11 protein-coding genes are annotated in these 13,099 nt (G+C 45.2%); 9 read left to right on the top strand and 2 right to left on the bottom strand.

Features of this window, described 5'->3' with window-relative positions; genetic code table 11:
- The first annotated feature begins 32 nt into the window (after nt 1–32).
- From AAHF22_RS00590 to AAHF22_RS00575, 4 genes are all read left to right on the top strand, one after another.
- A complete protein-coding gene (locus tag AAHF22_RS00590) occupies nt 33–806 on the top strand; it encodes an NUDIX domain-containing protein (protein ID WP_347323028.1) in 774 nt (257 codons plus the stop codon).
- Nucleotides 807–952: 146 nt separating this feature from the next.
- Nucleotides 953–1,495, top strand: coding sequence for a cysteine hydrolase family protein (locus AAHF22_RS00585; RefSeq protein ID WP_347323027.1), 543 nt, complete (start codon nt 953–955; stop codon nt 1,493–1,495).
- A gap of 100 nt (nt 1,496–1,595) precedes the next feature.
- Nucleotides 1,596–3,050: a nicotinate phosphoribosyltransferase gene (locus AAHF22_RS00580; protein ID WP_347323026.1), complete on the top strand. Its 1,455-nt coding sequence runs from the start codon at nt 1,596–1,598 to the stop codon at nt 3,048–3,050.
- 88 nt (nt 3,051–3,138) lie between these two features.
- Complete coding sequence (locus AAHF22_RS00575; RefSeq protein WP_347323025.1) at nt 3,139–4,137, top strand: acrylyl-CoA reductase family protein; 999 nt, start codon at nt 3,139–3,141, stop codon at nt 4,135–4,137.
- Between the two features lie 352 nt (nt 4,138–4,489).
- On the opposite strand, the gene AAHF22_RS00570 is transcribed toward AAHF22_RS00575, so the two are convergent.
- Nucleotides 4,490–5,008: a MogA/MoaB family molybdenum cofactor biosynthesis protein gene (locus tag AAHF22_RS00570; RefSeq protein WP_347323533.1), complete on the bottom strand. Its 519-nt coding sequence runs from the start codon at nt 5,006–5,008 to the stop codon at nt 4,490–4,492.
- A 582-nt stretch (nt 5,009–5,590) separates the two neighbouring features.
- Here AAHF22_RS00570 and AAHF22_RS00565 point away from each other — a divergent pair.
- The 5 genes from AAHF22_RS00565 to AAHF22_RS00545 all read left to right on the top strand — a co-directional run bounded on the left by AAHF22_RS00565 (nt 5,591) and on the right by AAHF22_RS00545 (nt 11,349).
- Nucleotides 5,591–6,784 (top strand): CobW family GTP-binding protein, encoded by a 1,194-nt coding sequence (locus tag AAHF22_RS00565; RefSeq protein WP_417629383.1) that lies wholly within the window; start codon nt 5,591–5,593, stop codon nt 6,782–6,784.
- Nucleotides 6,785–6,935: 151 nt separating this feature from the next.
- Entirely contained in the window at nt 6,936–7,283 is a 348-nt protein-coding gene (locus AAHF22_RS00560; RefSeq protein WP_347323023.1) for a four-helix bundle copper-binding protein, read from the top strand.
- A gap of 1,016 nt (nt 7,284–8,299) precedes the next feature.
- Nucleotides 8,300–10,018, top strand: a complete 1,719-nt coding sequence (argS, locus tag AAHF22_RS00555) for an arginine--tRNA ligase (RefSeq protein ID WP_371833994.1) — start codon at nt 8,300–8,302, stop codon at nt 10,016–10,018.
- Between the two features lie 132 nt (nt 10,019–10,150).
- Entirely contained in the window at nt 10,151–11,077 is a 927-nt protein-coding gene (locus tag AAHF22_RS00550; protein ID WP_347323022.1) for an S-layer homology domain-containing protein, read from the top strand.
- A gap of 131 nt (nt 11,078–11,208) precedes the next feature.
- Nucleotides 11,209–11,349, top strand: coding sequence for a hypothetical protein (locus AAHF22_RS00545; RefSeq protein WP_347323021.1), 141 nt, complete (start codon nt 11,209–11,211; stop codon nt 11,347–11,349).
- 277 nt (nt 11,350–11,626) lie between these two features.
- Here the strand turns inward: AAHF22_RS00545 and AAHF22_RS00540 are convergent, their stop codons facing one another.
- Complete coding sequence (locus AAHF22_RS00540; protein ID WP_347323020.1) at nt 11,627–12,826, bottom strand: AI-2E family transporter; 1,200 nt, start codon at nt 12,824–12,826, stop codon at nt 11,627–11,629.
- Nucleotides 12,827–13,099 lie beyond the last annotated feature (273 nt).

Genomic DNA, 13,099 nt, shown 5'->3' with positions numbered 1-13,099 from the left:
TCAAAAAGATAAAATGAACAGTGGTGATCATAATGACGGACAATAGTAAGCAGCATTCGTACGATGTCAAAAAGTATCGCACACCTGATGGCGCTCCCGCCGACATCGTCATGTTTACGCTGACTAAAAAGGAGCGCAAAACATTTACAAAGACGTTGCCGCTGCGCGAATTGAAGGTCATGCTTATTCGACGCCGTTCCTGGCCCTTTGCGGGTAAATGGGCGTTGCCGGGAGGCTTTTCACATGATGATGAATCATTGTTTGAAGCCGCACAGCGTGAGCTGAAGGAAGAGACCGGAGTCGATGCACGTCACTTAGAATATCTTGGTGTGTATAGTAAGCCCGGACGTGATCCGCGCGGATGGATTATCTCCCATGCTTTTTTTGCTCTGGTCGAAGAGGAAATATTGGAGAAACGCCGTGCTGCCGATGATGCGGAAGAGGTAGGACTGTTTACAATCGAGGAAGCGCTGGATGAACTGGAGCTTGGCTTTGACCATCATGATATTATTCGTGATGCGTATATGCGGATTCAGGAGCAGATGCTGAGCACCGTGATCGCTAAGAAGTTCTTACCGCCAGAGTTTACGCTAAGTGAGTTGTATCAGGTAATTAAGGCGGTTGTACCGGACTTTGAAGAACCGAATTTTATTCGCAAAATTACGTCTACACGTAGTCGGAAAGGCATTATTGAGGAAGTGCGAGATGAGGATGGCAATCCCCTAAGCTCCAATCAATATTCACAGCGTCCGGCACAATTGTATCGTTTTACTGGCTTGGTGCCACGTTTATCGATTTATTCGTAATAGCATAACAACGATATCGCGATAGCAAGTATGCAGCTATATGAATGCTACCAGCTCTGAACAGACCATGTTACTTTGTAGCGGTTAAAAGCTATGCGTACTTGGGTTAGTCCTACGTATTTGTCCCAGTAAAAGGAGGCACAACGATGAGAGCCTTGATCGTGATTGATTATACGAATGATTTTGTAGATGGGAAGTTGCCTGTTGGAGAACCGGGAATTGCGATTGAGTCCAAAATTGCCGACATCACCGAGCAATTTGTAAATAGCGGTCACTGGGTAGTGATGGCGGTAGATCTGCATGAGGAACAGGACCCGTTTCATCCTGAAACGAATCTTTTTCCGCCGCACAATATTCGTGGTACAGAAGGACGCGAGCTATATGGGCGCTTGAAGTCTGTCTATGAGCAGCATCGAGAGCAGATCTATTGGATGGACAAAACGCGGTATAGCGCATTTGCCGGAACTGATCTGGAACTGCGTTTACGGGCACGAGGGATTACAGATCTGCATCTGATTGGCGTATGTACGGACATTTGTGTGCTACATACGGCTGTTGATGCGTATAATAAAGGCTTTAACATTGTTGTGCATGAGGATGCGGTTGCAAGCTTCAATCCAGCAGGGCATCTATGGGCACTTGAACATTTTCGGTCCACAATGGGGGCAAAAGTAGTCCAAAGTGGTTAAAAGGTAATCAAGCCGGCATTTGCCGAACGCTGCAATTTCTAATGTGATGCGTTTCACATAGAATTGCAGCGTGATCATGATCTAAAGAGGTGGAACGACAATGAGACAATATGGCCTAGCTTTACATACAGACAAGTATCAGATCAATATGATGTATGCACACTGGGTAAATGGAACACATCATAAGCAAGCGGTATTTGAAGCCTATTTCCGCAAGTTGCCCTTCGGTAATGGATATGCGGTGTTTGCAGGTCTGGAACGTATCGTAAATTATATTAACAATCTAACTTTTCACGAAGATGAGATTGCTTTTCTGGCGGAGCAGGAAGAGCAATATGATCCACGTTTTCTCGATGAACTGCGTCAATTCCGTTTTCATGGCACAATGTATGCGATGCAGGAAGGGGCAGTCGTATTTGCGGATGAGCCGTTAATTCGTGTCGAAGGTACGATTATGGAGGCGCAGCTGGTCGAGACGGCATTGTTAAACTTTATGAACTATCAGACGCTGATTGCTACAAAAGCATCCCGTATTAAGCAGGTAGCTGGAGATGATCTGCTGCTGGAATTCGGTACACGCCGTGCGCAGGAAGCGGATGCGGCAATCTGGGGCGCGCGTGCTGCTTATATTGCTGGTTTCCACGGTACATCGAATGTGCTTGCTGGTGCCAAATTTGGTATACCTGCCAAAGGTACACATGCTCATGCCTGGGTACAGAGCTTTGGCAATGAACAGGAAGCATTTGACCGGTATGCCGCTGCACTGCCGGATGGCGTGACACTGCTAGTGGATACATTTGATACGCTCGGTAGCGGTGTGCCACACGCAATTCGGACAGCGAAAGAGCTGGAAGCGCGCGGTAAAAAGATGAGCGCGATTCGCCTCGATAGTGGTGACCTGTCATATTTATCGATTCAAGCACGTAAAATGCTGGATGAAGCTGGACTACCTTATGTGAAGATCGTCGCTTCAAACGATCTGGATGAAAATACAATTCTCGACTTGAAAGCGCAGGGGGCACGGATTGATACCTGGGGTGTGGGCACACAGCTGATTACGGCATCGGATCAACCATCACTTGGCGGTGTGTATAAGCTGGTTGAGTGTGAAATCGATGGTGAGATGACACCGGTCATTAAAATTTCCGCCAATCCAGAAAAGGTGACCACGCCGGGTAGTAAGGATGTGTATCGCATTATCAGTACAGGTAGCGGTAAAGCGATTGCCGATTATATTTGCTTCCCTAATGAATCGGAGCCACGCGAAGGAAAACGACTGAAGCTGTTCAACCCGCTGCATCCGTATATTCGCAAATATGTATCCGATTATGAAGCGGTAGCGATGTTACAACCGATTTTCATAGAAGGCAAGCAAGTATACGAATTGCCTGAACTGACGCAAGTTCGCGAGTATCATCGTGCCCAGCTAGAGCAGTTCTGGCCGGAATATTTGCGTAAGCTGAATCCGGAAATTTATCGTGTGAATATTAGTCCGAAAGCATGGGAATTAAAGCAAAATCTCATTGCCGAACATTTACCAGCAGAAGAATCCTGAGCAGCACGCTGTGAAAAAAGGCATAGCCCGATAAGCATGTAAACCGCTATGCTGCTTCTTGCACAGCATGATAGAAAGGATGATCACGATGGAAGCAACATTTCGCGCCTATGTATTAGAGAAGCAAGCTGAGCAAGTAAAGGGTTCAATTCAACAATTAACGATGGAGCAATTACCACACGGTAATGTGACGATCGCTGTCCATTATTCGGATGTGAATTATAAAGACGGTCTGGCAAGTCTGACCAATGGTAAAGTGGTGCAAAACTATCCATTTGTACCGGGAATTGATCTGGCAGGCGAAGTGGTACAATCAGCAGATGAGCGCTATCAGCCTGGCGATCTTGTACTCTGTACAGGCTATAAGCTCGGTGTGAGTCATTATGGTGGGTACAGCGAATATGCACGTGTACCTGCGGATTGGCTCGTTCCTTTGCCGAATGGATTGGAGCCGAAAGAAGCGATGATGCTAGGTACAGCCGGTTTTACAGCGGCGCTGTCGATAGATGCATTAATCCATGCAGGTGTTGAGCCTGCATCTGGTCCTGTACTGGTGACGGGTGCGACAGGCGGTGTAGGTTCCGTAGCAATTTCAATTCTGAGCAAGCTTGGCTATGAGGTACATGCTTCCAGTGGAAAAGCAGAGCAAACGGAATGGCTTAAGGAATTAGGAGCAGCTCAAGTCGTAGCGCGTCAGGAAACAGAGCAACCCTTCAAAGGTGCACTCGGTCAAACGACCTGGGCAGGGATTGTCGATGCGACTGGCGGTGCGGCGCTCGGTGAACGTTTGAAAAGTGTAGCGTATCGTGGTGCTGTCGCCGTATCCGGCAACACAGCTGGAGCTAAATTTGAAAGCAGTGTATTTCCATTTATTTTACGTGGCGTACAACTAATCGGTATCGATTCGGTTTACTGCCCAGCTGAGCTGCGCTTGAAGATATGGAAGCATCTGGCGACAGATTGGAAGCCAGATACATTGCTTCGCCAAGGCGTAACGGAATACAGCCTTGATGATACGCCAAAAGCATTACAAACGGTGCTAAACGGGCAGGCTGTGGGCAGACAAATTATTCGTATTGCGGATTGATAACATGATCTATACTGTGCGCGGACAAGATGCTAAATGGTAATCCAAAATTAGCATCGTACATGTACATGCTATCGATAACACAAACATAAAGCCCTTCTCTGTAGAAACGTAACAGAGAAGGGCTTTATTGTATTTTACGTACAGATATTTCTGGAAAATTACTCAAGGTGTGTAAGTCCTTTAAAGGTCTTACAATAGTCGCAGTGTGTCCACATCGTGCTCGTAGTATTCATTGTAGTTAGATTGTGTAGAGTCTTTATATTTCACCATGAAGTATAAAGTACATCATACAATTAAATTACATAGTACAATCAAGCGCACGCTACAATCAAAGTACATTCAGGATCGCTTACTTTTTATAAATTTCACGCATCACATGACCCAGCTCAGGTAAAATAATCCGTTCCATCGCCAGCTTAACTGCACCTCGTGAGCCAGGCATCGAAAATACAGCTGTCCGACCGATCGTGCCTGCGATGGCTCGACTTAAAATTGCCGCCGAGCCGATATCTTCGGCAAAGCTTAAATAGCGGAAAATTTCGCCAAATCCAGGTAGTTCCTTGTTCAGCAAACTCTGTACAGCTTCAAACGTAACATCGCGCGGTGCAATGCCAGTGCCGCCGGTTAGCAAAATTGCTTCAATCTCTGACTGTTCCGCATATTCATGGAGCAGTTCACGAATTTGCTCATAATTATCTTTGACAATTGTATATCCAGCGATTTCGTAGCCATGCTCCAACAGCAGCGATTGAATGAGCTGACCGCCCGTATCCGTGTCTGGCGTACGTGTATCTGATACAGTAATAACCATACATTTGACCGTAGTAGGGGCTTCGGCCCTGTGTTCATCTACAGAACGCATATTGATCCACTCCTTTGGGGATTGAGAGAATTCATGATTCGATATATTTTCAGCTGTACCTGTTCGACTCCATTTTATCATACCCGGCAGTCAGAAATCACGAGCCGACTGTCTTGCTAAAGATAAGGGTGAATTTTAAAATTTGCACAGAGACAGAGACAGAGACAGAGACAGAGACAGAGACAGAGACAGAGACAGAGACAGTTTGTTTAAAATAAATGAGGTGACGAATCAGTGTATGAACTAGCTTCAATTGAAAGTTTACTCCATTCCAATTTAGCAACACCCTACTTGTGTTATGCCATGAACGTATCGTTGCTAGATCATATCTACCTACATAGTTAACGCCCTTAAAGTGCTAGCGCATTATACAACCTTATCTGATGTATAGCGCACTTGCTGTAGTAGCTGCTGCTCGTTAAAAAAGTTTGCGTAGACACCCTGGAAGTACCATACTAGCTTGTACTTTAAACGATCGAGTATAGGCTTCATTCGCTCGATCCTATATAATAAAAGGATATGCAACTATGAGACTCAATTCTATCGTTAACGATAAACGATAGGTAGCATAATGATACGAACGGAGCGATGATGATGACAGTACCTATTTATATTTTGTCCGGTTTCCTCGGTAGCGGGAAGACGACTTTGTTACAGCAAATGCTGGAAAACTGGAAAGCAGAAGGTAAAATGCCAGCTGTAGTCATGAACGAGATTGGCGATGTGAATTTAGATGGTATGATGCTGGATGGAGATGTAGCGATGGCGGAGCTGCTTAGCGGTTGTATTTGCTGTTCTAACCGTGCTGACCTGGGCATGGAGCTATACAATCTAATTCAGTCCGGCGAGCCTGATGTGATCGTTATTGAAGCATCCGGCGTTGCGAATCCGGTAGAGATTTTGGATGCTGTTACGGAAATATCGCTTTATCATCGGATGGAGCTGCGTAACCTTATTACCGTCGTAGATGTGATGCATCTGTGGGAGCTGTATGAGCAGCAACAGGGCAAAACGTATCGACTCATGCAGGAACAGATTCGTGCGGCTTCCATCTTAATTATGAACAAAAGTGATCTTGTACAGCCGCAGCAGCTAGCACAGGTGCAGGACATTGCACGTCGCTGGAATCCGTATGCGCCTATGTATAGTACCGTACGCTGCGAATTGGATCGTGCCTTATATGAAGAAGCCCATCCATCACTAGCTGCTAATAGTGCGGAGCAGCACGAAGCAGCGTCCATACTGAGCACATCTACAGATGCGCTAACAGCGAATAATACGCAGTCCCCCTCCGAATCTTATACATCGGAATCTCATGCACATGATACACATGATGAACATTGCGGTTGCCATTCCTCATCTGTCGCGAATACAACCCATAGCGACTCTTCTGGAGTTTCTGCCGAATCGACATCATCCGAAGCGCCTGTTCACGAGCATAATCGTCATGCTAATGATGATCATTCACATGGACAATTGCATCATTCCCATGAGCATGTGATGGTGTATACGCATTATTTTGAACAGCCGATTAATAGTGAAGCATTTGAACGACTGATTGCGAATTTACCATCTGAGGTATATCGTGCAAAAGGGATTTTGACATTTAGCGATACGAATAGCCGCTTTTTGTTCCAATATGCGTATCAGCAAAGCGATTTTATGAAGATTACACCGCAAAAAGAAGTGCCAGATGTAGCTGTATTTATCGGTGAACATTTCGACAAACGCCATATTCAAGAACAATTGCAATTGCTGGAGCAGCAAGGGGCGGGCTTGTAAGTTGTTCGGCAAGCATTCGACAACGTTTCAACTGGAGTAAGTCGAGGGTAATAGTTCAATAATCACCCGGTGCCTGAACTTAGGTGCCCAGGATACGCTGGACGTTCATGCAGGGTACTTAATTTGAACTATACTGGAGGTTGTTTATACGATGTCTACACCACATCAATACCGTCCTTACATCGAAGCTTGTGTTGAAGCGATGAATGCTTGTAATCTGTCCTATGTATCCAACCTGAAGCAGTACGATCTGGAAAAATTATGCGACTGCATTCGCGTGAATCGTGACTGTGCAGAAGTATGCGCGTTTACTGTTCAGGCGCTGAGCCAGGGTAATTCATTGGCAGCTGAGATTGCAGGTCTGTGTGCAAAAGCTTGTGAAGCTTGTATCGCAGAATGCTCCAAGCATGAGCAAACGTATTGCCAGGATTGTGTAGAAGCATGTCGTCGTTGTGCAGAAATGTGTCGTGAACTTGAAGGTTCAATGGCGCTGGTGTAACGATTGCGGCTTCGGTATTTTTATATAGGAACAGATAAGCCATATTGTCGTATTTCCGGCATTCAGGGTAGTACCTGATTGTCAAAGGCAGTTGCCTGCGGGAGAGCGAATATGGCTTTTTTTGCGTTTGTTTTGTGCTTCGGATGATGTACACGGATGATGCAAATAGGCGTAACCGGTATAGCATCTGTGATTATTATGTGATAGCTAACCAAAAAATGCTCTGGAAAAAAGCTTGCCTTCTCTCCAACTCGACCGTATAATACAGCTTAATATCTTTAACAGATGTGGTTTGAATAATCGAGCCTTGCGCAAGTGTGCACATCATCTATGCTGATGAAATAACATAAAATGATCTCGATGATGGGGAGAGTATGCATAGAATCGTCTGCTTCAAGCGAGCCGGGAAGGTGAGAGCCGGTAGCAGCACATCTAGCAGAAGCGCACCCCGGAGAATGGTTGTCCAACCCGTTAGCTGAAGCTTATGATAGCTGAAAGCTAACGTGCATAGACAGACACGGTTCACCTCCGTTAACGGGTTTATGAGTGACAATTCAGATGATTGCATGATGTCGACGTGATAAAACCAGTAGGTAGCGTATACAGAAAATATGCGCCTCTATGCTGGTTACACGAGCATCAGGTAGTAAACGAACACGAATCATCGAATTGTATATGGAGTGGCACCACGGGCAAGCACCAATAGCTCTCGTCTCCGCGTATGCAGTAATCGCATACACGGATGACGAGAGCTTTTTTGTATGGCTTAAAGACTGTACGCAAACTCATATAAATACAAGACATCTTTCACAAGAGGATACATCTCTAACAATATGATTCATCTTTTACAATATGCAAATTGCAAATGCCTACTTTACAACATGGATTTAAATGCACCCTATAGCTTGAGCGTACATAACATACCAAAAGCATGATATGAAACCGATTGATCTGTCCAGACGCATTCTGTCATATCGATTCATCATTGAAAATAAACAAACTAAAGGAGAATGAACATGATTACTATGTATTCACTTAAGCAACAGGCAGCCGCTTGGCTACAACCATTAACAAAGCTATCAGCCCAGCACATTATTTCGATGCTGGAGGTGCCGCCTTCATCTGCACTGGGCGATTTAGCCTTTCCCTGTTTTACACTGGCGAAAAGCTGGCGCCTTGCGCCGCAGCAAATTGCGGCGGAGCTATGCGAGTCGTTTCATACAGTCGCCCAACCGTATGCTAGCGCCGCAGCAACGGGTGGGTACATCAATCTAGCATGGAATCGAAAGTATTATGCGCCATTGCTGCTAGATACGATTGCTCTACCTGACTACGCACAGTTACAGCCAGCGCAGAAGCAACGCATCATCATCGATATGTCTTCACCTAATATCGCCAAGCCATTTGGCGTAGGGCATTTACGTTCAACCGTTATTGGAGCTGCATTATACCGGATGTACGCAGCAGCCGGGCATGAGCCGATTAGCGTTAATCATATTGGCGATTGGGGGACACAGTTTGGCAAGCAGATTGTTGCCCATCTGCGTTGGAGCGATTCTGAACAGGCAGCAGCTGATCCGATCGGTGAAGCGCTACGGGTGTACATTAAATTTCATGAAGAAGCGGAAACGAAGCCTGAATTGGAAGACGAAGCACGAGACTGGTTCCGGCGTCTGGAGCAGGGGGATGAAGAAGCGCTCGAATTATGGCGTTATTTTGTTAAGGTGAGCATGGAGAAATTGGATCTCATTTATGAGCGGCTCGGTGTACAGTTTGATGAGGTGCTGGGCGAGAGCTTTTACAACGATAAAATGCCAGCGGTAGTCGAGCAATTGTCCGCGCTTGGATTGCTAGAGGAAAGTCAGGGTGCACAGGTTGTACGACTGGATGAACTGGATTTGCCGCCCTGTCTTATTTTAAAATCAGATGGCACGACGATCTATCCGACGCGTGATCTAGCTACAGCGCTATATCGGCGCAACGTAATGAAAGGTGATCGACTCGTATATGTGGTGGGCGGTGAGCAGACGCTGCATTTCCGTCAGGTGTTTGCTGTCCTGCATAAAATGGGCTATGACTGGGCCAATGATTGCGATCATGTAGCGTTTGGCTTAATGCGTATTAACGGTAAAAAGATGTCGACCCGTAAAGGTAAAGTGGTGCTGCTGGAGCAATTAATAGATGAAGCGATCGCGCGTGCGGCTCACATTATTGCAGAGAAAAATCCGACATTGCCCGATCGTGAGCAAGTGGCGCAGCAGATCGGAATGGGTGCGATCCTTTTTAGTGATTTGAAAAATGCACGTCAGAACGAGATCGACTTTTCATTAGAAGAAGCACTGAGTTTTGAAGGGGAGACAGGGCCGTATGTACAATATGCGCATGCACGGATTTGCAGTATATTGAGTAAGGCAGGCGCTGTAACAGATGACCCTGCTATAGCCCAAAATGAACCTGTGCCAGAGATGTGGAGCGATTCTGCATGGGAGTTATTAGGTCATCTGAGCAGTTATCGCGAAGTGCTTGGGCGTGCGGTTCAGCTACAGGAGCCATCGGTGATGGCGCGTTACGCCTTGCAGACCGCGCGACTATTTAATCAATGGTATAGCCGGGATCGGATTATCGATGCGCATCCACAGGTGAAGCCAGATCGTCTCGCACTCGCCAAATGGACGGGGGCTACACTGGAACGCACATTAAAGCTGCTCGGTATGGCGGCTCCACAAGAGATGTAAATCGCGTGCAACAATTGCGTATACCTAATCGTTTATAGAGTGAAGGTTCATACAGAACCATGATTACAGACATCGTTGTACTTCAGGTAAAGCCTGTATCATTTGAAAATTCGACAACTGGAGGGATATGCAATGTGGAATGCAAAACAGAAAGTTGCAGCGACACTCGCGTTGTCCTGTGCTATTGCAGGTGGAGCTTCGGCGGCAGCCGCCGCATTTACAGATGTGAAAAGTGCAGATAATCAAGCGATCGTTAGCTCGCTGCAAGACAAAGGCATTATTAATGGGGTGACCGCGACGCAGTTTAAGCCGAATGGTTCATTAACACAGGCACAGGCGATTCAGATTCTGGCTAAAGCGTTTGAATTGAAAAAGGATGGTGCGCAGGTCATTCCAGCAGCAAACCAGCCGTGGTATGCAGGCGCAGTTGAAGCAGCAAAGGCGAATAAACTGTCTTTACCGTCTACATTTAAGCCAGCGGCAGAAGTGAATCGCGAAGATTTTGCACTGTGGCTATATGAGGCGATTAATACAACCGGACAGTATCCGGCAACCAAGATGTTTGTTGTGTTTAAAGATCAGGATCAGATCGATAAAGATGCTTCCAATGCAATCCAGACACTGGTCAATATGAATGTGATTCCACGCTCCAGCGTGGGCGGAACATTTGATCCGAAGTCGCCGATTACTCGTATGGATGCTGCGGTATGGGTAAATAGTGCAGTCCAGCTGATTGAACGTGCACATGCGAATCAGAACGATGACACAACGACACCGCCAGCGAGCGGATCGGAGGGATCGCAGATGGGGTATGATCCGGTACTGAATGTAACCAGCACTGCGGATGGCAAGCAAAAAGTCACATTGACTGTACAATTACCTAATCCGGGTTATGGTTTGAAAATCGATCATGTCGATCTGAAAAGTGACAAGCGCGCGATCATCTCGTATTCGCTAACTCAGCCAGAGCCAGGTATGATGTATCCGCAGGTAATTAGTGAAGGTAAAGCAGAAACGGTCATTCCGGCAGGCTACACACCAGAGCTGGCAAGTAAATAATGGAATCGAGCAGAGTGGATAGATACAATAGAGTATCATGTCGCATCCATGTCGCACCGATTTGACTACGCTCTAATTGATCTGAAATGATCTTCTGTCCTCTGTCCATTTAGTCAGTGGATCAGTATAATTTGCTCGTAGTGCTCGTAGTGCTCGTAGTGCTCGTAGTGCTCGTAGTGCTCGTAGTGCTCGTAGTGCTCGTAGTGCTCGTAGTGCTCGTAGTGCTCGTAGTGCTCGTAGTGCTCGTATTAACATATAATTATAACTACTAAAAAGCAGCCCTTCGGTATCATCCGAACGAGCTGCTTTTTATCGTTATTTACTGCAAACATAAACGTATCCATGCAAGCTTGCGAGTCCGGTTGTCTATCCCAGTGCATGGACTGAGATTCATTTAACTTCAAATTGGCTTAAAGCTCTGAGCAATAGTCAGGTCAACACACAATTAAAGTTTACATATACTACGGTAAACGTACTAACCTACACCACGGAATGAAGACGATGGGTAGCTTGAATGTGTATAAGTTAGTTTGCAGTATAACGCCGAATTTAAACTTTCTTCGGCTCCACTTCAATCGGCTTCTCTGAAGCCTTCTTCGCTTCATATAGATGGGAACTCTTTTTGAGCCATTCGAACAGATGGGTAATAACGACTTTCAGTACCGCATAACCTGGTACCGCAAGCAGAATGCCGACCACACCGAACAGATTACCAGCAGTTAAAATAACAAAGATAATCGTAATCGGATGCACTTTCAGCGATTTACCCATAATTTGTGGAGAAATCAGCTTACCTTCGATCAGCTGTACAACTGTCCATACAACGACCATTTTGAGCAGCATCACTGGCGAGGTAACCAGTGCAACAATTAAAGCTGGTGTAATGGCGATCGCTGGACCTAGATAAGGTACGATGCTTGTAAACGAGGCGATAATCGCCAGCACGAGCGCATAATCCAGACCGATAATGTTATAGCCGATGTATAACAGAATACCGATGCAAAAGCTAACGATAATCTGACCGCGAATATACGAGCTAATTTTATTATTCATTTCGGACATGACTTCGGATGTTTGTCCGCGCAAATTTACCGGAATGAACTGCAAAATGTAAGCAGGTAGCTTTTTACCATCTTTGAGCAGATAAAACAAAATGAACGGTACGGTTACGATCGATAGGATCACTTCAGTCAACGTACCGAGGAAGCCGCCAATACCGGAAAATGTAGATGCAAATCCAGAAAATCCGCTACTAAATAAGGCTTCACCACGAGCAGAAAGTGTTTTCAGCAATTCTTGTGGATTGACATTGAGTGATTGCTGAATTTGCTGGAATACATCGCTACCCAGCCATTTTTGAATTTGAACGGTCGCCTGATCATATAGCGTTGGAATATTACCGATCAATTCTAAAATCTGACTTTTAATAACAGGGATAACGAGACTAATAATCAGCACAAGTATGCCGATAATGAGGATATAGAGCAAAATAATGGAATAAATACGTTTCACTTTATGTCGTTCCAAAAAGTCAACGAGCGGATTAAACAGATAAAATAAAATACCGCTCAATATAATCGGTAAAATAACGGTTTTGACTAACACAATTAATGGGGTGAATACATAAGGAATTTTGGAAAGCATAAAAATGTTGATCGAAATTAAAAATAATACAAGTAAAAAAATAACGAAGCGATTGTTCAGGAAAAACAATTGAAAACGTTCGCTCCATAGTCTAACACGTTCCATGAGTGGCTTCAGTCCCTTCCAAGTCTACTTGTCTATGATGTGTAATGTGATTCATATGCTTGATATGTCTAGCATAGCGGTAAGCGACTGATAGAGCAAGTCATCACCAGCAACATATGAATATTACTAACAAAAATGCAATTTTAAGGTAGACAAAACGGGATAAAAGAGCTAAATTGGATGATAGTTCAAAAGGCTTAAAAAAAGCCAGAAACTGTGACTTACATCACAACGATTAGTTTAGCTTTTTGCTAAAATTTAAATTAATAAGAT

Origin of the sequence: Paenibacillus wenxiniae, from assembly GCF_039822605.1 — a bacterium.
Classification (GTDB): domain Bacteria; phylum Bacillota; class Bacilli; order Paenibacillales; family Paenibacillaceae; genus Saccharibacillus; species Saccharibacillus wenxiniae.
This window is presented reverse-complemented; position numbering and strand designations above follow the sequence as displayed.

Bases quoted from the DNA above. Each gene is read 5' to 3' on its own strand.
- AAHF22_RS00565 (WP_417629383.1), top strand. From the start codon at position 5,591: ATGATGATGACAGTACCTATTTATATTTTGTCCGGTTTCCTCGGTAGC.
- argS (WP_371833994.1), top strand. From the start codon at position 8,300: ATGATTACTATGTATTCACTTAAGCAACAGGCAGCCGCTTGGCTACAA.
- AAHF22_RS00540 (WP_347323020.1), bottom strand. From the start codon at position 12,826: ATGGAACGTGTTAGACTATGGAGCGAACGTTTTCAATTGTTTTTCCTG.
- AAHF22_RS00550 (WP_347323022.1), top strand. From the start codon at position 10,151: ATGTGGAATGCAAAACAGAAAGTTGCAGCGACACTCGCGTTGTCCTGT.
- AAHF22_RS00580 (WP_347323026.1), top strand. From the start codon at position 1,596: ATGAGACAATATGGCCTAGCTTTACATACAGACAAGTATCAGATCAAT.
- AAHF22_RS00585 (WP_347323027.1), top strand. From the start codon at position 953: ATGAGAGCCTTGATCGTGATTGATTATACGAATGATTTTGTAGATGGG.
- AAHF22_RS00590 (WP_347323028.1), top strand. From the start codon at position 33: ATGACGGACAATAGTAAGCAGCATTCGTACGATGTCAAAAAGTATCGC.
- AAHF22_RS00560 (WP_347323023.1), top strand. From the start codon at position 6,936: ATGTCTACACCACATCAATACCGTCCTTACATCGAAGCTTGTGTTGAA.
- AAHF22_RS00575 (WP_347323025.1), top strand. From the start codon at position 3,139: ATGGAAGCAACATTTCGCGCCTATGTATTAGAGAAGCAAGCTGAGCAA.